General features: G+C 63.7%; 13 protein-coding genes. 7 read left to right on the top strand and 6 right to left on the bottom strand.

All coding sequences use genetic code 11. The features are described 5' to 3' along the window. Positions 1-17: 17 nt before the first annotated feature. The 5 genes from gnd (at position 18) to folK (ending at position 5,517) form a co-directional block, all read left to right on the top strand. Positions 18-932, top strand: a complete 915-nt coding sequence (gnd, locus tag AC1VWL_RS15915; RefSeq protein WP_482987336.1) for a phosphogluconate dehydrogenase (NAD(+)-dependent, decarboxylating) — start codon at positions 18-20, stop codon at positions 930-932. A gap of 203 nt (positions 933-1,135) precedes the next feature. After that, positions 1,136-2,953, top strand: coding sequence for a sensor histidine kinase (locus AC1VWL_RS15910; RefSeq protein ID WP_481615556.1), 1,818 nt, complete (start codon positions 1,136-1,138; stop codon positions 2,951-2,953). Then, positions 2,950-3,390, top strand: coding sequence for a response regulator (locus tag AC1VWL_RS15905; protein WP_282271069.1), 441 nt, complete (start codon positions 2,950-2,952; stop codon positions 3,388-3,390). Before AC1VWL_RS15910 ends, AC1VWL_RS15905 begins: the two co-directional genes overlap by 4 nt. A 6-nt stretch (positions 3,391-3,396) precedes the next feature. Then, positions 3,397-4,914 carry an ATP-binding response regulator gene (locus AC1VWL_RS15900; protein ID WP_482987335.1) on the top strand — a complete coding sequence of 506 codons (1,518 nt, stop codon included), beginning with the start codon at positions 3,397-3,399 and terminating at the stop codon, positions 4,912-4,914. A 120-nt stretch (positions 4,915-5,034) separates the two neighbouring features. After that, a complete protein-coding gene (folK, locus tag AC1VWL_RS15895) occupies positions 5,035-5,517 on the top strand; it encodes a 2-amino-4-hydroxy-6-hydroxymethyldihydropteridine diphosphokinase (RefSeq protein ID WP_481615554.1) in 483 nt (160 codons plus the stop codon). 670 nt (positions 5,518-6,187) lie between these two features. On the opposite strand, the gene AC1VWL_RS15890 is transcribed toward folK, so the two are convergent. Next, a complete protein-coding gene (locus AC1VWL_RS15890) occupies positions 6,188-6,925 on the bottom strand; it encodes a pteridine reductase (protein WP_482987334.1) in 738 nt (245 codons plus the stop codon). A gap of 54 nt (positions 6,926-6,979) precedes the next feature. Here AC1VWL_RS15890 and AC1VWL_RS15885 point away from each other — a divergent pair, with 54 nt between their 5' ends. Both AC1VWL_RS15885 and AC1VWL_RS15880 read left to right on the top strand, forming a co-directional pair. After that, positions 6,980-8,164: a class I SAM-dependent methyltransferase gene (locus AC1VWL_RS15885; protein ID WP_482987333.1), complete on the top strand. Its 1,185-nt coding sequence runs from the start codon at positions 6,980-6,982 to the stop codon at positions 8,162-8,164. Beyond that, positions 8,152-8,547 (top strand): VanZ family protein, encoded by a 396-nt coding sequence (locus tag AC1VWL_RS15880; protein ID WP_482987332.1) that lies wholly within the window; start codon positions 8,152-8,154, stop codon positions 8,545-8,547. The genes AC1VWL_RS15885 and AC1VWL_RS15880 overlap by 13 nt, the downstream gene beginning before the upstream one ends. A 245-nt stretch (positions 8,548-8,792) precedes the next feature. Here AC1VWL_RS15880 and AC1VWL_RS15875 read toward each other — a convergent pair whose 3' ends face one another. The 5 genes from AC1VWL_RS15875 to glk all read right to left on the bottom strand — a co-directional run bounded on the left by AC1VWL_RS15875 (position 8,793) and on the right by glk (position 20,106). Continuing rightward, positions 8,793-11,150: a beta-N-acetylhexosaminidase gene (locus AC1VWL_RS15875; protein ID WP_482987331.1), complete on the bottom strand. Its 2,358-nt coding sequence runs from the start codon at positions 11,148-11,150 to the stop codon at positions 8,793-8,795. 63 nt (positions 11,151-11,213) lie between these two features. Beyond that, positions 11,214-12,752: an outer membrane protein assembly factor BamB family protein gene (locus tag AC1VWL_RS15870; protein ID WP_481615697.1), complete on the bottom strand. Its 1,539-nt coding sequence runs from the start codon at positions 12,750-12,752 to the stop codon at positions 11,214-11,216. Between the two features lie 159 nt (positions 12,753-12,911). Continuing rightward, entirely contained in the window at positions 12,912-15,560 is a 2,649-nt protein-coding gene (locus tag AC1VWL_RS15865) for a TonB-dependent receptor (protein WP_482987330.1), read from the bottom strand. Positions 15,561-16,165: 605 nt separating this feature from the next. Beyond that, the gene (locus AC1VWL_RS15860) at positions 16,166-18,967 is read right to left on the bottom strand and encodes a TonB-dependent receptor (RefSeq protein ID WP_482987329.1); all 2,802 of its coding nucleotides are present in this window, start codon (positions 18,965-18,967) and stop codon (positions 16,166-16,168) included. Between the two features lie 50 nt (positions 18,968-19,017). After that, positions 19,018-20,106, bottom strand: coding sequence for a glucokinase (glk, locus tag AC1VWL_RS15855; protein ID WP_482987328.1), 1,089 nt, complete (start codon positions 20,104-20,106; stop codon positions 19,018-19,020). Between the last annotated feature and the right edge of the window lie 453 nt (positions 20,107-20,559).

Below are 20,559 nucleotides of genomic sequence, written 5' to 3'. Positions count from 1 at the left end.
GTCGGAGGAGCTTCAACATGGAATTGGGAATGATCGGCCTGGGCCGCATGGGCGCCAACATGGCGCAGCGTCTGCAGCGTGCGGGGATTGCCGTCAGCGGATTTGATCCGGGTGAGCAGGCGCGGGCGCAGGTGGCCGGGCACGGTATTGCCACTGTGGACGCATTGTCGGCGTTGGTGGAGGCGCTGCCGGCACCACGTGCACTGTGGCTGATGGTGCCGTCCAAGGTGGTCGATGCCACGCTGGACAGCCTGCTGCCGCTGCTGTCCGCTGGTGACGTGGTGATCGATGGTGGCAACTCCTGGTACAAGCAGTCGCAGCAACGTGCTGCACGCTGCATGGAAGCCGGGGTCGCGTTCGTGGACTGCGGCACCAGCGGTGGCGTGTGGGGATTGCAGGAAGGCTATTGCCTGATGATCGGCGGCGAAACCGAGGTGGTGGCGCGTCTGTCGCCACTGTTCAAGGCGCTGGCACCGGCACCAGATCGCGGTTGGGCGCATGTGGGCCCGGTTGGTGCCGGACACTTCAGCAAGATGGTCCACAACGGCATCGAATACGGAATGATGCAGGCCTATGCCGAAGGTTTCGCGCTGATGGAGAAGAAGGCCGAGTTCGCGCTGGACGTGGGCAAGGTGGCCGAGGTCTGGCGGCATGGCAGCGTGGTGCGTTCATGGTTGCTGGACCTCAGCGCCGACGCGCTGCAGAAGAACCCCGCGCTGGATGGCATCGCTCCCTACGTCGAGGACTCCGGAGAGGGCCGCTGGACCGTGGCCGAGGCCATCGAACTGGATGTGCCGGCGCCGGTGATCACCTTGTCACTGCTGGAGCGGCTGCGCTCGCGGCAGGCAAATTCCTTCAGCGACCGCATGCTGGCGGCAATGCGCAATGAGTTTGGTGGGCATGCGATCAAGCCTGCTGGCGAGGCGGACTGAGGCTTGCTGGTAGACGAGGTAGGCATCGACACAGGTCCTGCTGACTGGGGGTGCACGGGTACACCTATTCGTGCAATCCTTGGCCGACAGTCAGCGATGCTGTCGTGCTGGTCACGCCACCATCGATTGACTCCGGATCGACACCGTCGATGAACTCCGGGCCGTCGCGTCAGGCGCAGGCCCGTCAGCACGCAGGGGAAGGGATGGTGACGCGATTGACCGACGATGGCTGGAGCCGCTGGCGCCTGTATGGGCTGGGTCTGGCCGCGTTGTTGATCATCGTGGTGCCGGCCTTGACCCTGCAGCGGTTGGCGGCCGATAGCGTGAATGCGTCCAACTGGGTCGTGCATACCCAGGCGGTGGGCGCGCGCCTGTACAACCTGCAGGCGGATATCCGCGATGTCGAGTCGGCGGCGCTGACCTTGTCCAAGGGCATCGATTCACCGGCACTGCAGGAGCGCCTGCAGACAGCCGATCGTATCGGCGTGAACCTGACCGAGCTGGCGCAGCTGGTCAGTGACAGCCCGGAGCAGCTGGTGCGCATCGGCAAGATGGACTCGATGCTGGAGCGGCGCATGGCGCTGGCCAGGGAAATCGCCGCCAGCACCGACTCCCCCCGACAGCGCGAGCTGATCGAGGAAATGACCTTCCAATACCCGATCCGGCAACTGGTGCAGGAGCTGCAGGATCACGAGGATGCGCTGCTGGTGAAGCGCGCAGCCAAGGCGAGGGAGCAGCAACAGCTGGCGTCGATGGTGACCTGGACCGCGCTGGCGGTGCAATTGCTGCTGCTGGGTCTGGTGCTGTGGCTGTTGCAGCGGCAGATCGGTGGTCGTGCCGATGTCGAGCTGCGCTTGAGCAAGGCCAGCGCCCGCGCCAGTGCGGTGCTGCAGACCGTGCGTGAGCCCATCGTCCTGCTCGACAGTAAACTGCGGGTGGTGCTGCACAACACCGCATTCACCGAGTTGTATGGCGTTGACGATGCCGATATCAGCCTGCAGCAGTTGCAGGACATCGGTGACGGTGCGTGGGAGGACCCGTTGGTGCGCCAGCGCCTGGCCGATGTACTGCTGCGTGGGCGCGAGCTGTGGGATTTCGAGCACCAGCAACGCAGCGTGGATGGCATGCATCGCACCATGCTGATCAATGCCCGGCGCATGGCCTTGCCCGACGCCGAGGATGACGTGGTGTTGATGACGATCAGCGACATCACCGTACAGCGCGCCGTGCAGCAGCACGTGGAGGATCTCAATCACCAGCTTGAAGGCAAGGTCGAGCAGATGGCTGACGTCAACCGCGAGCTGGAGGCCTTCAGTTACTCGGTTTCGCACGATCTGCGGGCGCCACTGCGGCATGTGGCTGGCTTCTCCGACAAGTTGCGGCGACACCTCGGCGAGGGGGGCGACAGCAAGACCCAGCACTACCTGGAGGTGATCAGCAACTCGGCGCAGCTGATGGCGGCGCTGATCGATGATCTGCTGGTCTACTCGCGGCTGGGACGCGGCGCGATGCGCCTGCAGCGGGTGGACATGCAGTCACTGGTGGCCGATACCCGTGCCCTGCTCGATTCCAACCTGAAGAACGAAGCCGGCGAGGATGGCAAGCCGCGCGAGGTGGAGTGGAAGATCGGCAGGCTGCCGGTGCTGATCGGCGATGAAAACATGTTGCGCCAGGTCTGGCTGAATCTGCTCGGCAACGCGGTCAAGTACACCGCGGCGCGCGACAAGGCGGTCATCGAGGTCAACGCCAAACAGCTGCCCGACGGCAGCCATCAGTTCAGCGTCAGCGACAATGGCGCTGGTTTCGACATGCAATACGCCAGCAAGTTGTTCGGTGTGTTCCAGCGCCTGCACAAGGCCTCGGAATATCCGGGCACCGGCATTGGCCTGGCCAGCGTACGCCGTGTGCTGACCCGGCACGGCGGCCGCATCTGGGCCGATGCACAGGTGGATCAAGGCGCCACTTTCAGTTTCGTTCTTCCCCAGGCAACCGAAGCATCCAACAAGGACACCGTGGAATGAGTCCCCTGCGCACCATCCTGCTCGCCGAAGACAGCCAAGCCGATGCCGAAATGGCGATCGACGCGCTGCGTGATGCCTCCCTGGCCAACCCCATCGTGCACGTCGAAGACGGGGTTGAAGCAATGGACTTCCTGCTCAGGCGCGGCGCCTTCGCCCAGCGCGAGGAAGGCCTGCCGGCCGTGCTGCTGCTGGACATCAAGATGCCACGCATGGATGGCCTTGAAGTACTGCGGCTGATCCGCGCCGATGAGGACCTCAAGCGCCTGCCGGTGGTGATCCTGTCTTCGTCGCGCGAAGAGAGCGACCTGGCCCGCAGCTGGGACCTGGGCGTCAACGCCTATGTGGTCAAGCCGGTGGACATCGACCAGTTCTTCCAGGCGGTGCGGACGATCGGCACCTTCTGGGCGTTGATCAACCAGGCACCGGAGCACGAGTAAACACAGATGCCAAACAAGGGAGCGCCATTGGGGCCGTTGCGAATCCTGCTGGTGGAGGATTCGCCGGTGGATGCCGAGCTGGTCGTCGACCAGTTGCTCGAGGCCGGTCTGCAGATCGAGTTCGAGCGCGTCGACAACGAGCCGGCGATGCGCGATGCCCTGGCCGAAAATGTGCCGGACGTGGTGCTGTCGGACCTGAGCATGCCGGGCTTCTCCGGCTACCAGGCGCTGCAGATCCTGCGTGAGCTGCACCCCAGGGTTCCCTTCATTTTCGTCTCCGGCACGATGGGTGAGGAGACCGCGGTGGAGGCGCTGCAGCAAGGCGCCAATGATTACATCATCAAGCACCAGCCAGCCCGGCTACCGTCGGCGGTGGCACGACTGGTACGCGAGACCCGCAGCGAGCTGGAACGCCTGCGGGTTGAAGATGAGTTGATGCGTGCGCAGCGGCTGGAGAGCCTGGCCCTGCTAGCGGCCGGGCTCAGCCATGACCTGCGCAATATCCTGCAGCCATTGCTGATCATTCCCGACCTGATCCGTGACCGCAGCGATGATCCCAAGATCGTCCGGTTGGCCGATGTCATCGCCGAGTGCGGACGCCGTGGCCATGAGATGGTCGAGTCGATGCTGTCCTTCGTGCGCGGCTCACGCCAACCCAGCGAACGGATCGTGCTGCAGCGCCTGTTCCAGGCGGTGGGCATGCTGCTCAAGAGCAGCCTGCCGCGCAATGCCGAGCTGCATCTGGAAGTCTCCGACGATCGCATGGCGATCGAGGCCAATTACACCGAGCTGCAGCAGGTGTTGCTCAATCTTGCGCTCAATGCCATCCAGGCGATGCCCGACGGCGGCAGCTTGAGCCTGGTTGCCGAGCGTGTCGCCGGCGAGGAAGGCATGGTGCGCATCCGCGTCAGCGATGATGGCGTCGGCATGGATGCGGCCACCGTGCAGCGTTTGTTCACTCCCTTCTTCACCACCAAGACGGAAGGTACCGGGCTGGGCCTGGTGTCCTGCCATCGCATCGTCGAGAGCATCGGCGGGAAGATCCAGGTGCAGAGCGCGCTGGGCGAGGGCACCACCTTCGAACTGCTGTTGCCGATGTGCGAAAGTGCCGGCAGCGAGGATGCCGAGCCGCTGGAAAGAACCCGGGTCGGTCATGGTGAGCGCCTGCTGGTTGTCGATGACGAGGCGACACGCTTGTCGCTGCTGGGCAATGCGCTGTCCAGCCAGGGCTATCGCATGCGCCTGGCCAGCGATGGCGCGGTGGCAATGCGTCATCTGCAGGAGGCCGGGCTGCCGGATGTGGTGCTGGTCGACAGCGGCATTCCCCTTTTGTCGGCGGGACAGCTGTTGGCGGAGATGCAGGCGATGGGCTATCGCGGCCCGGCAATCGTGCTGGAGGATGCCAATGCGCCGGCCTTCGCCGATGGCGAGGCGCCGTCGGGGATCAGCGTACACGTGCTGCCCAAACCGCTGGAGATGCAGCGGGTATTCCGTGCGGTAGCCGACGCGCTCGGTGTGGGCTGATACAGCGCTGCTGGCATGTGCGGGTTGGCGACGGCTGGCCTATCATGTGCGCCCCCTCCTACGATGCGGTGCTCAAGCTCGTCCATCGTGGCGCGGGCGGGCCCGCAGGCAAACCAACTCATGACCACCGTGCTCCTCAGCCTGGGCAGCAACCTGCAACCGCAGCATTACCTGCAGGCGGCCGTTGCCGTATTGCGCGAACGTTTTGGCGCGATCCGCGTCTCCCCGGCCTACCGCACCCCGGCCGTGGGTTTCGACGGACCGGACTTCCTCAACAACGCGGTGATGCTGGACACCGAGCTGCCGCTGGGCGAGCTGGACGATTGGCTGCATGCGGTGGAAGACGCGCACGGGCGTGACCGCTCCGGCCCGCGTTTCAGCGACCGTACCCTGGATATCGACGTGGTCTATTACGGCGACCTGGTGGTGGAAGGCCCAGGGCATCTGCGCATCCCGCGTCCGGAGTTGAAGCATGCCTTCGTGCTCAAGCCGCTGGCCGACATCGCCCCGGATTTCATCGACCCAGTCCGTGGGCTGAGCCTGCAGCAGATGTGGCAGCAGCACCCGCAGCATGGGCAGGTATTCGATACGGTGGAGCTGTAAGGCTGCACCTGTAGTGCCGAGCCATGCTCGGCATTGGCCTCGTCAGTAATGCCCCTGCCGAGCATGGCTCGGCACTACGCTTGGCTCCCTCCCTTTGCCGCAGGCAAGGGGAGGGTTGGGGAGGGGTTGGCTTTTAGCTGGCTGATGCACTGTCAGCGTCGCGGCTTATGCCGCTCCCACAAGCGGATTTTTACCGGTAAAGCCCATGCCGAGCATGGCTCGGCACTACGGTGGGGGCGGCGAAGGCTTCTTGAGCCCCTCTCCCGCGTGCGCGAGAGGGGTTGGGGTGAGGGCAGCTGTTCGCTGGTAGAGCCCCTTGCCGAGCATGGCTCGGCACTACGGTGGGCGTGGCGAAGGCTTCTTGAGCCGCGGGAGAGGGGTTGGGGTGAGGGTGGCTGTTCGCTGGTAAAGCCCCTGCCGAGCATGGCTCGGCGCTACGGTGGGGGCGGCGAAGGCTTCCTGAGCCCCTCTCCCGCATGCGGGAGAGGGGCTGGGGTGAGGGCAGCTGTTCGCTGGTAAAGCCCTTGCCGAGCATGGTTCGGCACTACGGTGGGCGTGGCGAAGGCTTCCTGAGCCCCTCTCCCGCGTGCGGGAGAGGGGTTGGGGTGAGGGCAGCTGTTCGCTGGTAAAGCCACTGCCGAGCATGGCTCGGCACTACGGGTGCGTGGCACTAGGTCAGCAGGCGGCCGCCGTCCAGGCGCAGGGTCTGGCCGGTGATGTAGCCGGCGTCGTCCAGCAGCCAGCGTACCGCCGAGGCGATTTCGTGCGGGGTGCCGAGGCGGTCCAGCGGGGTGCGCTCCATCAGCTTCTGCTTGGCCGCCTCGCTCTTGCCCTGCTCGGGCCAGAGGATGGCGCCGGGGGCGATGGAATTGACCCGTACATGCGGGGCCAGTTCCAGTGCCAGCGAGCGGGTCACCATCTCCAGCGCGGCCTTGGCCGAGCTGTAGGCCGGGTGCTCGCGCAGCGGCTGGGTGGCGTGCAGGTCGGTCAGGTTGACGATGGCACCACGTTGCTTGATCAGGTGCGGCGCGGCGGCCTGTGCAAGGAAGAACGGTGCACGCGTATTCACCGCGAACAATTCATCCCATTGCTCCGGCTGTACCTGCCCGAACGGGGTAGGGAAGAAGTTGGAGGCGTTGTTGACCAGTGCATCCAGCCGGCCGAAGTGGCTGACCGCCTGTTCGACGAGGTCGGGCAGGGCGGCCACGTCGCGCAGATCAGCCTCCAGCGCCAATACACTGCCGGCGCGCTCGCTCTCCAGGTCGAAGGCCAGTGACTGCAGCTCCTCGCTGGACTGGTGCGCATGCAGGGCGATGCGGTAGCCATGGGCATGCAGGTGACGGGCAATGCCGGCGCCGATGCGGCGCGCGCTGCCGGTGACCAGGGCCACCCGTTGGGATTCTGTCATCTGGAATTTCCTTACTCAGCTATCCTGTGCATTGTCCTCGCAAACCGCCGCATCATGCATTCCGACCTGCCAACCCCCGATTCAGATGCGCTCGCCCACAGCGAGCAGCTGGCCGCGCACCTGCGTGCGGACATCCTCGCCCAAGGCGGTGCGGTGCCGTTCTCGCGCTTCATGGAGCTGGCACTGTATGCGCCGGGTTGGGGCTATTACAGCGCCGGGGCCAGCAAATTCGGTGCGGCCGGTGACTTCGTCACCTCGCCGGAAATCGGGTCATTGTTTGCCGCCACCACTGCCAATGCGGTGGCGCCGGTGCTGAAGCAGCTCGGCCCGCAGGCTCGCATGCTGGAACTGGGTGGCGGCAGCGGGGCGTTTGCCGAAATCATGCTCAAGCGCCTGCTGGAGCTGGACGCGCTGCCCGAGCGCTACGCGATCCTCGAGCCCAGTGCCGACCTGCGCGAGCGTCAGCGCGAGCGCCTGGAACGTGCACTGATTCCGCCGGTGTTTGCGTTGGTGGAGTGGCTGGACCGGCCGTTCGATGACGATTGGGACGGCGTGCTGTTCGCCAACGAAGTGATCGATGCCCTGCCGACACCGCGTTTCCTCGCCGACGAAGGCGAGATCTATGAAGAGACCGTCGAGCTCGATGGCGAAGGCCGCTTCGTGCGCGGCGCGCAACCGGCCGACCAGCTGATGCTGGGCGCGGTGCGGCATGTGGAACGCTATCTGGAGCGTCCGTTCGCGCACGGTTACCGCTCCGAGGTGTTGCCGCAGCTGCCGTACTGGATCCAGGCCGTGGCCGGTGGCATGCAGCGTGGTGCGATGCTGTTCGTCGACTACGGCTATTCGCGCAGCGAGTTCTACCAGCACGATCGCAACGACGGCACGATACGTGCGTTCTACCGGCACCGCGTGCACAACGACGTGTTCCTGTGGCCGGGCCTGCAGGACATCACCGCATCGGTGGATTTCACCGCATTGGCTGAAGCCGGTACCAACGCCGGTTTCGATCTGGCCGGTTACAGCAACCAGGCCAACTTCCTGCTCGGCAACGGCATCACCGATCTGCTGCTGCAGGCCGAGGAGCGCACCGATGAAGTCGGCCAGTTGCGCCTGCGCGACCAGCTCAAGCGGCTGACCTTGCCAACCGAGATGGGCGAACGCTTCCAGGTGATGGGCTTCAGTCGCGACGTCGACATGTCGGCGGCCTTCCTGCTCGGTGACCTGACGTGGCGGCTGTAAGCACGACGCTGAAGCCATTGCGTCGGCAGGGGTTCTGGTTGGGCCTGTGGTGTGCGGCGGTGTTGACCGTCATCGTGGTATGCCTGATCCCGCCGCCAGAACTGAACCTGCCGCAGAACAGCGACAAGGTCGAGCACCTGCTGGCCTACTTCGTCCTGTCCGCCAGTGCGGTGCAGCTGTTCGGCAGCCGCCGCGCGCTGTGCTGGGTGGCCGCAGGATTGGTGGCGATGGGCGTGGGCATCGAGTGGGCGCAAGGCGCCCTGACTGCCACGCGCATGGCTGATCCAATGGATGCGTTGGCCAATGCCAGCGGTGTACTGATCGGCATGCTGACGGTGCTGACGCCGCTGCGGGATGTGCTGTTGAGGCTGCAAGGGCGTTGAGCCGTTAGTGGGCCGCCGGGCTGCGCCGCAACCTGTTCTGGTTGCGGCTGCAACTTAATTCTTTAGATAAATCAGCTATTTCCGCCCTTATGGCACTTCCGCAGGCGGCCCTTGGGCTGCTACGTTTGCGCCATCACAGGCGCTGCCAAGTCGCCGGTGATTTTGCAAAGTCGGTGCGGTGCGGGACGTGGGTGGAGAGGACTCACGTACCGCACCGCGCCTTCCCGGTGATTGCTCCCCGGGCCTTACTGCTTCGGCTGCAGACGCACCTGGTCCAGCACCCACATCTGCGGACGGGTATCGCCGCTGAAGGTCATGCACAGGTCGGTGATCTGCCCGGCACCGGCTTGCAACGGCGCCTCCAGTTCAATGAAGCCATCCTTGCCCGGCTGCTGCGGCAGCGGCACGGTGGCCAGCACGCGGCCCTCGCAGCCGGCGCGCACTTCAAACTCGCCGTACTGGCTCACCGGCTTGCGGAAGCCGCGTTTGGCTTCCTCGGGGCGCAGCAGGCCGAAGTTGTAGGGAATGAGACCGGCGCGCACCTTGAGCGAGGCGATGTCCTGCAATTGCGCGTCTTCCCACAACCAGCACGGGTTGAAGATGGTGACGTCGAAGTTGTCACGCTCACCGTGCAGCGGGTTGTCATCGACCAGACGCAGCAGCAGGCGGCCGCCCTGCGGGCATTGCGCCAGGGTCTTGTCGGTGCGGGTCAGCAGCGACTGCGCATCGAAGTTCCATTGGCTGGGCTTGTCGGCCACCGGCTTGCCGTTGAAGAAGGTCAACGCGGTCAGCACGGTCGGCACCGGCAAGGTCAGCGCGCCGGGATAGGCCGGTGACTGCGCGGTCGGCGTGCTGCCGTCGGTGGTGTAACGGATGTCTCGGTAGCTGAGCGGGTTGGAAAGCTCGACCGTCACCTTCTCAGCTGCACGATCGTCCTGACGCTTCATTGCCACCGACAACGCGGTCTGGCCGTAATCAATACCCAATGCCTTGTAGCGCTGCAACTGCGCCGGCAGGCGTGCAAGGAAGTCGTCGTAGCTCTTGTTCTGCAGCGGCGTCCAGGCGATCTCGGACAGCGCCGCCAGACGCGGGAACACGTTGTGCTTGAGGTCCTTGCCGTTGCGGGTGTGCTCGGTCCACATGTTGGCCTGCACGCCGATCACGTGCTTTCGCTGCGCCGGGGTCAGCTCGGCCGGCACCGGGTCGAACGCGTAGACGCGCTGCATCGAGGTGAACTTGGGACGGCCGGTGGGTTCTTCCGGCAGATTGGTCTGCAGGAAATCCAGGTACAAGGTATTGCCCGGCGTCATCACCACGTCGTGGCCGTGGGTGGCCGCCTCGATGCCGCCTTCGATGCCGCGCCAGGACATCACCGTGGCCTGCGGCGGCAAGCCGCCTTCGATGATTTCGTCCCAGCCGATCAGCTTGCGGTCGTGGTCTTCCAGGTACTTTTCCAGCCGCTTGAGCATGTGCGATTGCAGTGCTTCTTCGTCCTTCAGACCCAGCTCGCGGATATAGGCCTGCACCTGCGGCGAATCCTGCCACTGGTACTTCACTGCCTCGTCGCCGCCGATGTGGATGTACTGGCCCGGGAACATCTCCAGCACTTCGGCCAGGATGTTTTCCAGGAACTGCAGGGTCTCTTCGCGCGGGTTGAACAGGTAGGGGTTCACGCCCCAATTGGCGGATGGCTGGGTCGGGCCATCGACAACGCCGTGTTCCGGATAGGCGGCAACCGCGGCCTGGGCGTGGCCAGGTACGTCGATCTCGGGCACAACCGTGATGTGGCGTGCGGCGGCATAGGCCACCACGTCGCGGATCTGTTCCTGCGTGTAGTAGCCGCAGTACAGATGCGGCTTGCCATCGGGTCCGATGCCGGCTTCGCCCGCAGCCGCGCGACAGCTGCCCACTTCGGTCAGTTTCGGGTAGCGCTTGATCTCCATGCGCCAGCCCTGGTCATCGGTGAGGTGCCAGTGGAAGGTGTTGAGCTTGTGCGTGGCCATCGCATCGAGGATCAGCTTGATGTCGTCGATGCTCTGGAAGTGGCGTGCCGAGTCGAGCATGAAGCCGCGCCAGCTGAAACGCGGCGCATCCTCCACCTGCATCGCCGGCAAGGTGATGCTGTTTGCGGGTGTGCCGGAAAGCAGCTGCCATAGCGACATGGCGCCATAGAAAAGACCACGCGCATCACCGGCTTCGACCAGCACACCATCACTGTTGATGCGCAACGAATAGCTTTCCGGCGAAGCGGCATTGGCGGCAGGTTTGTTGATGCGGAACTGGATTGCGCCCTTGGCCTGGCCACTGCTGCTGGTCCTGAGCTGCAGCGGCGTGGTGCGCGCCAGCAGCAGGGTGAACTGGTTGGCGACTTCGCTGGCAGCGTCTGCAGCGATGACACGGGTCGATGCATCAACGTAGAAGCGACCATTGCCCGGCTGTACCGATACCGGACGCGGAATGATGCTGGCGCCTGTGACTTCCACCGGCTGTTGCCACGACGCGGGCGCGGTTGTGGTGGCAGCAAGCGCATGGCCACTGGGCGCGACCATTGCGAGCAGCAGCGCGGCGTACAGTGCACGGGTGGGAAGTCGGTGTCCGGTCATCGTGAATCCTCTTCGAAATGTCGGCTGGCGTGCAGCCGCACGTTGGTGCGTTCGCGGTTGAAGTTACGGTTGCTGCAATCCATGGGGGGAGGAAGGCAAGACGGAGCCGACCTGCAGCAGTGCAGGTGATGGCAAGGAGGCAGCACTGCTGCGCTTCGGGATCATCGCATCAAGGGCGAAGCCGTTCAGCACCCCCTCGATGTCGGCGGCCACCACGATGTTGCCATCGGTAGCGAGGTTGCCGGCGATGCCCCATTGAAAGCCATGCCCGGCCGGCATCGTGCGCCGCGCCAGCAGGCGACCATCGCGGCGATCGAGCAGGCCGATGCCGGCGCTGTGTTCAAGGAAATACGGCTTGCCCGCCGCCATGCCGACAATCAGGTGATCGCCCAGCTGCAGTGGCGTTCCCCAACTCCATCCGCCCACATCGGTGCGCCATTGCACGTGTCCGTTGCGGATATCGATCGCACTGATCTTGCGTAGATCGGAAGAACCGATATACAGCGTGTCGCCATCGAAGGCGGGTTCCGACTCTATCCACGACGTCCAGAACTGGCTGCGCCAACGCGGGTGACCATCGGCCGCATCGAGCGCGTACAGCACGCCACTGCGATCGTTGGCGAACACGCGGCCGGCGTGCACCATCGGCGCTGCTCCGGGTCGGGACTTCATGCGGTACTGCCAGATTGGGCTGCCATCGCGCAGCGCCAATGCCTGCAGGGCACCTGTTTCGCTGACGAGGAACAGGTGTCTGCCATCGCTGGCGGGGCTGTGCAGGATGCGGCCGGGCAACTGCATCTTCCAGCGCATGGCACCGTCTTTTGCATCCAGTGCCTGCACGGTGCCATCGGCGCCGCCTATGTAGAGCTGTCCGTCGATGAGCAGTGGACGCGGCGCCTGCCATTCCCAGGCGGCGAGTTGAGGATGCGGTGGTTCGCGGCTGGTCTGGCTGCCCTGGATGGCGGATCGCCATTGTTCGCGCCCGTTATGGCGGTCGAGGCGATGCAGGTAGCCGCCATCGCTGCTCACGAATACCGCATCGGCGGTCACCAATGCGCTGGCATACACCGGATAGCCGGTCGTTGCGGTCCACAGCACCGCACCGTCGTCCAGCCTGACTGCAGATACCGCGCCGCTGGTCGTGCCGATATAGGCGATGCCTTCATGGGTTACCGGGGAGGCGAATATCTGTCCGCCCAGGCGGGTGCTCCAGCGCGGGCCCGGCAAGGTTTCCGTGTCGGTGGCGGGATGCGTTGCAGCGGGGAGCTGTTCGCGGCTGGCGCGGCGCAGGCTGACCTGCTCGCCGTCGCCAAGCATGCTGCCAACAAGGCGGTTGCCTGTTTGATGTAGACGCATGTGCACTGCGCCCTGCGCCAGCACCTTGTTGTCGAAGTCGGCCTTGTCGGGCAGCGGCAGGCGTTGCAGGTGGGCCACAGGCAGGTCGAGTTGCATGTCGTAGCGGCCGTCGGCGTCAGCCTGCAGCTGCAATCCCATCACGACCTTCTCGCGTACGCTGCCTATCTCACCAAGCCAGTAGCCGGACAGATCGGTTGTCTGTGCCTGTGCGAGGCCGCTGATTGCCAACAGGCAGACGGGCAGCATTCGCTTCCAGGCGTGTTGCTGGCGCCGTACAGGAGCACTGTTGCAGAAGGAAACATGCATCGGGGTGGCCCGGCCAGAGTCGTGGAGAGGTGAATGCGGAGGAAGGGGCGGGCCCGGCGAACCGGGCCCGCGGTACGGCATCAGCAGCGGTTGCCTGACTTAGAAATCAAAACGCAGTGACGCCATGTAGCGACGGCCGGTGGTGTACAGGCCATTGGTGAGCGCCTTGCTGCCAAAGTAGCTGTGGTACTTCTCGTTGAGCAGGTTCATGGCGTTGATCTGGATGGCCAGGTTGTCGTTGATGCGATAACCGACGGAGGCATCCAGCGATGCGTAGTCATCGGTCCACACCTGGGTGTTGGCCGCAGCCATGCGGGTGAAGTACTTGTCGCGCCAGCCGTAAGTGACCCGTGCGCTCCAGTTGCCCTGTTCGAAGTAGGGGCTGATGTTGAACTGGTGCTCGGAGTTGAACGGCAACGGACGGCCATCATCGGCCTCGCCATCGGAGAAGGTGTAGTTGGCGACGATGCCGAAGCCCGCGCCGAAGCCCTGCTGCCATGCCAGCGAATAGCCGCGGACCTTGGCGTTGCCTGCGTTCTGCGGACGGGTCACGTCGTACAGATCATCCCGGTTCTGGTTGATGTTGTAGTGGGTTTCCTTCTGCGACTGGTTGAGGATGTAATCCTTGACGTCGCGGTAGAACAGCGAAGCGGCCAGGATCGCGTTCTCCGACAGGTACCATTCGGCGGAGAAGTCGAAGTTGGTGGACTGGTACGGATCCAGGTCAGGGTTGCCGCCGGCACCGGACAGGTTCAGGTCGGTCAGCCAGATGTAGCTGGACATGTCCGCATAGTTCGGGCGGGCGATGACCTTGGCCGAGGAGAAGCGCAGCACCACATCATCGTTGAGGTCGTAGATCAGGTTGAGGTTGGGCAGTACGTTGTTGTACTTCTTGCCCGCGACGACGGTTTCCCATTGCGGGCAGGGGTTCAGGTTGTTGGCGCAGGTATAGCCTTCGTTGGTGGTCTCGGTGCGCACGTAGCGGACACCGATGTTGCCGCGCAGGCGATCAAAGCTGAAATCGGCCTGGGCATAGACAGCCTTGCTGTCTTCCTCGATCGACCAGGTGTTGCGCGCGAACTCGCCGGAGTTGAACGGCGACAGCGCAGGCATCGAAGCACCCGGCGCCAACCACTTGCCGCTCATGATCCACTCGTACAGCTTGGCCGGATCAACGGTGAAGCGATCCGAGAGTGCGCCGCCATTGCCAAGGCCGGACAGGTAATCACCCGGCATCGGACGCGGGCCGAACTCGCCGGCGCTGTTGGTCGCTGTGGTGTTGAGTGCGAAGCCGCGCTGCACCTGGCCGACGAAGTGATCGCGCTGCTTGTAGCCGAAGCGCAGCAGGTAGACCGGTGAGTCGAGCTTCAGGCCGAAGTCGATCTGCCCGTACTTTTCCTTGTCCACGGTCGGCTTTTCGACCACGTTGCCGGCCCAGTTCTCGAAACGGAACAGCGACGGATCGGTGAACGGGTTGCCGTTCGGGAAGCTGACTTCGAATGGGTTGGTGTCGGAGTTCTTGACCTTCCATTCGTAGTCGGTGTGGGCGAGGAATTCGCTGTAGAACTGACGCGGGCCGGCATCGGCACGGGTGCTGCCGATCTGCGTGCTGAGCGACCAGCGTTCGTCGTTCCAGGCGGCCTTCAGGTCGTAGGTGCGCGATTCGGTTTCGGCCCAACGGCTCTGCAGGTCGAAGATCGAGAGCGCGTTCTTCATCTTGCCACCGGTGACGATGCCATCCTTGATGGTGATGTCGGTCAGCCTGCCGCCGCTGTGGAAATTGTTGCCCTGGTTGATGAACATCGGGTGGGTCTGATGGTCATAGCTGGCATCGATGGCGAAGGCATTGAACTCGATGTCGAGCTTGTCGACCGGCTTGGCCTGCAGGCTCAGGGTATAGGTGTCGCGCTTGCGCTCCTGCTCAAAGAACCCGGCACCGGCCGAGTTGACGCCGATGGCGTTCGGATTGGCGCGGATCGCGTCGGCGCAGGCGCCAGCGCAGGTGCCGTTGGCGATCGACGCATTGAATGCACTGGCGGTGATGACGTTGAATGCCTCGTAGCCTTCGCGGCGGATGTTTTCTTCATCGCGTTGTGCCGAGAACACCACGCCGAAGTTCTCGGCCTGGTTCTTCCAGCCCAGCAGCAGGGCTGCGTTCGGGTCGTTGGTGCTGGCCACTTCATTGCGGGTCACGCCGACCTGGCCGGAGATGGTCAGCGACTTTTCCATGTCCAGGGGCTTGCGCGTGCTGATCATCACGGTGCCGCCGATCGAGCCTTCGTCCAGACGGGCTTCGGGCGACTTGAACACCTCGATCTTGCCAACCAGCTGCGGTGCCAGCAGCGAGTAATTGAAAGTGCGGGTGGGGAAGTCGGACATGTTCCAATCGCCCGAGGCGATGGTCTGGCCGTTGAGCAGGGTGCGGTTGAGCGAGGGATCGGTGCCGAGGATGCTGACGCGCTCGCCCTGGCCGAAGGCGCGGTCGATGGCGACGCCGGGGATGATGGTCATCGCTTCGGCGACGTTGGTGGCCGGGAACTTGCCCACGTCCTCGGCGGTGATGACGTCGACGATGGCATCGGCATTGCGCTTGGTCTCCAGCGATTGCTGCAGGCTGGCGCGGATACCGGTGACGACGACACGGTCAAGCTCGGTTGCTTCTTTCTGCGCGTCCTGGGCGGCGGCGGAGAAGCTGATTGCCAGACAACTGATGATGGCGGCGGTGAGCGGCGACTTGCGGTGGTTCAAAGGTCTCTCTCCCTTTGCTGATGGATGGCCGACGAATGCGAGCCGGTCAGTGATTGCCGCAGCCCGGGTGGGCATGCGGTTAGATGGTCGCGGTCAGCGAGCTGGCCGGCCGCGTGGAATCTGGCGTCAGTCAGAGGCGGTCGTGGGGATGACGTCGCGCGCGGCCGCCCTGCGATGCAGGCTGCCGACGTGGAAAAAGTGGAGGTGTTGCTGGCGATGCTTGTCCACGTCATGCCTCGATGCGTTGGGTGGAGCGCGGGACTACCGGTGTTCAGCCAGGAGTGCAGTTTGCGGTGAATTTTTGCTTTTTGCAAAAATAATTTTCATGAAAAAATCCCAGCTTAAGAATGTGATTTCATGCGTTTAATGCTTTTAATAAAGCAAATTTGCTATGAAAGGAAATTTTGATTCATATCTACTGAAATGGATTCAACGATATTTATTTGATGTCTGAAAATTATGTTCAGCGTCAATTCATTGGTAATTGCGGTTCCGCTTCATTGCAGCGATTGCCTGCACGGGCACAAAAAAAAGCGGGCCTGGAAAACCCAGGCCCGCTGGAGGAGAAAGAACAGCGGAAAAGCAGGTGTTGCGTTGCTGCTGGCTTAGAAGTTGAAGCGCAGCGAAGCGTTGTAACGACGGCCGCTCAGGTAGGCACCGCGGGTGAGCTGCTCGACGCCGGAGTAGGAGTGGTACTCCTCGTCCAGCAGGTTCATCGCATCCAGGCCGACCGACAGGTTCTCGGTGATCTTGAATGCAACCGATGCGTCCAGCGAGGCGTAATCCATGGTCCACAGCTCACGGCCTGCGCTGACCTGGGTGAAGTACTTGTCACGCCAGCCGTAAGTGACGCGTGCGGTCCAGGTGTCGTTCTCGAAGAACGGGCTGATGTTGAACTGGTTCTTGGAATTGAACGGCAGCGGGCGGCCGCCGGTGGCTTCGCCATCGGAGTAGGTGTAGTTGGCGATGACGCCAAAACCCGCACCGAAGTTCTGCTGCCAGGCGACAGAGTAGCCCTTGATCTTGGCGTCACCGGCGTTGCGTGGGCGGTCAACCAGGTAGGTGTCGTTCTTGTTCTGGTTCTGGTTCCAATGGGTTTCCGGCGTCGACTCGGTGAGGATGTAGTCGGAGACATCACGGTAGAAGATCGAGCCGGCAAGGATCGCGTTCTCCGAGAAGTACCACTCGGCCGAGAAGTCGACGTTGGTCGACAGGTAGGGCTTCAGGCTGGGGTTGCCGCCACCACCGGTCAGTGCGGTATCGGACAGCCACAGGTAGGACGACACATCGGTGTAGTTCGGGCGTGCCATGGTCTTGGCGACGGACGCACGCAGCACCAGGCTGTCGGTGGCGTCGAAGGCCACGTTCAAGTTGGGCAGCAGGTTGTTGTACTTGTTCTTCTTCACCACGTGGTCATAGGACGCGGCCAGCTTCTCGGCGGACCAGCCGCCCTGGGTGCAGCCGGCCAGGCCGGTATTGCAGGCGTAGCTGCCCGATTCCAGGTCGGTGCGGACATAGCGCACGCCGATGTTGCCGCGCACGCGATCAAAGCTGAAGTCGGCCTGCAGGTAAGCGGCACCGATGTCTTCATTGATCGACCAGTTGTTGCGGGCGAATTCCTCGGCGCTGAACGGCGACACCACCGGCATGGTCTGCCACGGCGCCAGCCACTTGCCGCTGGTGATGTAGTCGGCCAGCTTCCAGCCGTCGATGGTGAAGCGTTCGCCGAGGTCGCCGTAGCCGCTGAAACCCTTCAGGTAGTTGTCCGGCAGCACGCGCGGATCGAAGTCCGAGGCCTTGGCGTCGCCGTAGCCAGCGACCGATGCCAGGCCGATGCCGCGTTGGATCTGGGTGGTCTCATGCTTGCGCTGCTTGTAGCCGAAGCGCAGCAGGTAGACCGGCGAATCCAGCTTGATGCCGAAGTCGACCTGGCCATAGGTTTCCTTGTCGGTGGTCGGCTTCTCGACCAGGTTGCCGCCCCAGCCGGTGTTCCAGGTCGGCTTGGTCGGGTCTGCGCCCCAGCCGCCATCCATCTGGAACTGGTCGGGGTTCAGGAACGGGTTGGCGCCAGTGAATTCGACGCTGCCAGGCTTGCCCGGTGCGTCGGCGATCGACCAGGTGTAATCGGTGCGTGCGAGGAACTCACCGAACACCTGCTTCGGGCCGCCATCAGCCTTGGTGCGGCCGATGTGGGTGGAGGCGAACCAGCGCTCGTCGTTCCAGTCCACCTTGATGTCGTAAGTTGCCGAGTCCACCTGTGCGCGACGATTCTGCAGGTCGAACACGACCAGGCCGTTCTTGTGGCTGGCGCTGGTGATCAGGCCATCCTTGACGGTGATGTCGGTGAGCGTCTTCAGGCTGTTCCAGGTATTGCCCTGGTGGGTAAACATCGACTGCGCCATGTGATCGAAGTTGGCGTTGATCTTCAGCGCGTTCAACTCGATGTTCATCTGCTCGACGGGCTTGAACTGCAATGCCAGCGAGTAGGTCTTGCGCTCACGTTCCTGTTCGAAGAAATGGGCGCTGGTCGAGTTGGGGCCGACTGCATCCGGATTGGCGTACAGCGTCTCGGCGCACTTGCCGACGCAGGTTGCCGGCGAGGTGGGCTGCGAGCCATCCGGGTTCGGTGGCACCGACCAGTCGGTCGGCAGGTTGGTCACCGAGCCATTGGAGCCGCCGAGCCCGCCGATGTAGTCCTTCGCGCGGACAATGCCGTAGGACTCGATGCCGTCGCGGCGGATGCTTTCATTCGAGGCCTGGGCGGACACGATGACGCCGAAGGTCTCGGCTTCGTTCTTCCAGGCGAAGGCGGCGGAGGCGCTTGGGTCGGTTTTCTCGATGCGATCATTGCGGCCATAGCTGACCCGACCGGAAACGCTGACTTTCTCCGGCATGTCCAGTGGCTTGCGGGTGGAAACGATCACCGTGCCGCCGATGGAGCCTTCATCGATGCGGGCTTCCGGTGACTTGAATACTTCCAGCTTGCCAACCACTTCCGGCGCCAGCAGCGAGTAGTTGAAGGTGCGGGTCGGGAAGTCGGACATGTTCCAGTCGCCGGAAGCGATGGACTGGCCGTTGAGCAGGGTGCGGTTCAAGGCCGGATCGGTACCCAGGATGGACACCTTTTCACCCTGGCCGTAGGCACGGTCGATGGTGACGCCCGGGATGATCGTCATCGCTTCGGCGACGTTGGTGGCCGGGAATTTGCCCACGTCCTCGGCGGTGATCACGTCGACGATGGCGTCGGCATTGCGCTTGGTTTCCAGCGACTGCTGCAGGCTGGCGCGGATGCCGGTGACGACGACGCGGTCAAGCTCGGTGGCTTCCTGGCCAGCATCCTGCGCGTGCGCGGAAAAGCTCAGGCAGGTGACGATGGCGGCGGATAGTACGGACTTGCGGTATCTCATGATGTCTCTCCTCATCATTGATGGATGCCGGCGAACCGGCCGTATGTAGTTCAGTGGGAACCCGTGCACGAGCAGACAGCCTCATGCACCTGCGGTACTGCCGGACTCGACGCGACGGGTTCTGTTTCCCTGCGTCCCAGATACCAACTGGCGGCGCCGATGACGCCCAGTTGCCCGTGCTCTACCAACTTCACGGGGATGCGTTGCAGCGCCTCGCGCATCGGCCCCTTGTTGAGGAGCCGCTCGGCGAAGCTGCTGTTGATGAGGAACTGGCTGATCTTCGGCAGGATGCCGCCGGCCAGATAAATGCCACCCTGCGCGCCGTACAGCAGCGCCATGTCGCCAATGGTCGAGCCGAGAATCGCGCAGAACAGCTGCAGCGTTTGTTCGGCATGCGGATCGCTGCCGTCGCAGGCGGCGGCGCTGATTGCATCGGGTGTGGTGTGCACGGGCAGGGTGTCGCGCACGGCGCACAGCGCGTTGTACAGATTGAGCAGGCCGGGGCCAGACAAGGCGTGTTCGATGGCGACATGGCTGCGCCCGTGCAGCATGTGCTGCAGCACGGCGACTTCCAGCGGGCTGCTGGCACTCAGCGAGGCTTGCCCGGCTTCCGTGGCCAGCACCATTGAGCGATTGCCATTGGGAATCCAAAGCGCCGCGCCCAGTCCGGTGCCGGGGCCAACGATCAGTACGGGACCCTCGGCAGCGGTGGCCGGTCCGCTCAGCTGCAGGGCATCGCTGGTGTCGATATGTGCGGCGGCATGCGCCACGGCTTCGAAATCGTTGACCAGGTGAACCGCGGCGAAGCCGAGGTCATCGCGGATGCGGTTGCAGGACAGCGGCCACGGCAGGTTGGCGGAGATCACCGTGCCATCGGGCAGGGCGTAGCCGGCGCTGGCGATGGCGCATTCGCGCACGTTGGCGTGGTCGACCGGGAACTGGGCAAGGATGCTGCTCAGGTCGGGGTAGTCGGCGCAGCGGTACTGGCGGTAGGCCAGCAACTGCATGGGCGCGCCGGTGCTGCTGCCTGGCTGTACCAGTCCGACGCGGACGTGGGTGCCGCCCACATCCGCGGCCAGCAATGGCGCGACAGATGTGGGAGTGGTCAGCTTGGCTGTTGGATTCCTGCTGGCAACCACGCACGTCCCCTGGAAGTTGGCGCGACACCTGTTGGCGTTGCGGCATGCGGAGTGTCAGCGCTTCGTGACAACGATGTCAAGGCGCACTGCAAAAAATTTTCACTCTCGGCGCGAAGCTGGTGATGCCTATATATCAATGATTTCAGTGGCTATTTTTGTTTCATGTGAAATCCATGGAGGCTTTTTGATTGAAGTTGCTGGGGTTTCTTTTGTTCTGTGAAATTTTTTGGCATGCCAAAGTGGCTTGTGGGAGCGGCGTAAGCCGCGAACCTGGCGGCAATGAAATCGAGGACTTTCAGGCACCCCGGCAGGCAGTGGGCCTCGGGGAGGCGATGTGCAGGGCAGCTGCCGACGGCTGGACCAGTGGCTTCGGCGCGGAAAAGGCCCCGCCCGCCCCACGCGGGCTGCGGGGGGCCGGCGGGGTGGGGTGGTTGGTGGGCGCACGGCCGCAGG

This window comes from Stenotrophomonas sp. STEN063, from assembly GCF_056854515.1.
This window is presented reverse-complemented; position numbering and strand designations above follow the sequence as displayed.

What these genes read in the sequence shown, in the direction of transcription:
- gnd (WP_482987336.1), top strand. Translation starts at nt 18, where the DNA reads ATGGAATTGGGAATGATCGGCCTGGGCCGCATGGGCGCCAACATGGCG.
- AC1VWL_RS15910 (WP_481615556.1), top strand. Translation starts at nt 1,136, where the DNA reads ATGGTGACGCGATTGACCGACGATGGCTGGAGCCGCTGGCGCCTGTAT.
- AC1VWL_RS15905 (WP_282271069.1), top strand. Translation starts at nt 2,950, where the DNA reads ATGAGTCCCCTGCGCACCATCCTGCTCGCCGAAGACAGCCAAGCCGAT.
- AC1VWL_RS15900 (WP_482987335.1), top strand. Translation starts at nt 3,397, where the DNA reads ATGCCAAACAAGGGAGCGCCATTGGGGCCGTTGCGAATCCTGCTGGTG.
- folK (WP_481615554.1), top strand. Translation starts at nt 5,035, where the DNA reads ATGACCACCGTGCTCCTCAGCCTGGGCAGCAACCTGCAACCGCAGCAT.
- AC1VWL_RS15890 (WP_482987334.1), bottom strand. Translation starts at nt 6,925, where the DNA reads ATGACAGAATCCCAACGGGTGGCCCTGGTCACCGGCAGCGCGCGCCGC.
- AC1VWL_RS15885 (WP_482987333.1), top strand. Translation starts at nt 6,980, where the DNA reads ATGCATTCCGACCTGCCAACCCCCGATTCAGATGCGCTCGCCCACAGC.
- AC1VWL_RS15875 (WP_482987331.1), bottom strand. Translation starts at nt 11,150, where the DNA reads ATGACCGGACACCGACTTCCCACCCGTGCACTGTACGCCGCGCTGCTG.
- AC1VWL_RS15870 (WP_481615697.1), bottom strand. Translation starts at nt 12,752, where the DNA reads ATGCTGCCCGTCTGCCTGTTGGCAATCAGCGGCCTCGCACAGGCACAG.
- AC1VWL_RS15860 (WP_482987329.1), bottom strand. Translation starts at nt 18,967, where the DNA reads ATGAGATACCGCAAGTCCGTACTATCCGCCGCCATCGTCACCTGCCTG.